Raw genomic sequence first — 489 nt, 5'->3', positions numbered from 1 at the left:
GCCGTCTACGGCGACGACAACGTCACCGTGACCGCCGCGACCACGTCCGCCGGCACCCTCCGGACCGTGAAGATCAACGCCGACGTGCTCCCGCACAAGTCGTTCGTCTTCGAGATGAAGACGGCGACGCGAAGATCCGCATCCAGTCCCGGACGGCCAGGTGAACGAGGTCGGCGAGGCGACCTACAACGACGGCGAGCTCATCGGCTACACGGTGACCATCGAGGCGTTCCGTGACACGGACCTCAACGCCAACGCCGTGAAGTACATCGACGACGGCAAGCCGACCGCCTGACCTGTCGCGCAAGGCCCCTTGCGCGCCTCTAGCTACCCCTCCCCGGAGCCCCCGCTAGGCCCGCTCCGGGAGGGGCTCTTCTTTTGCTCCACCCCTGGGCCTAGCACCACCACGAACGAAAGGGCCTAGCAGCCATGAGCGACACCACCAAGACCGCCGACCTGTTCTCCTTCGACCACAACGGCGAGACCTAC

General features: G+C 66.1%; 1 protein-coding gene. It reads left to right on the top strand.

All coding sequences use genetic code 11. The annotated features are described in order from the left end of the window. The first annotated feature begins 160 nt into the window (after nucleotides 1–160). Entirely contained in the window at nucleotides 161–295 is a 135-nt protein-coding gene (locus PROKR_RS37770) for a hypothetical protein (protein WP_281171662.1), read from the top strand. Nucleotides 296–489: the final 194 nt, after the last annotated feature.

This window comes from Promicromonospora kroppenstedtii DSM 19349 (genome assembly GCF_000515355.1).
In the GTDB taxonomy this organism is placed as follows: domain Bacteria; phylum Actinomycetota; class Actinomycetes; order Actinomycetales; family Cellulomonadaceae; genus Promicromonospora; species Promicromonospora kroppenstedtii.
Note: the sequence above shows the minus strand (reverse complement) of the source record. Positions and strands in the feature narration are given on the sequence as shown.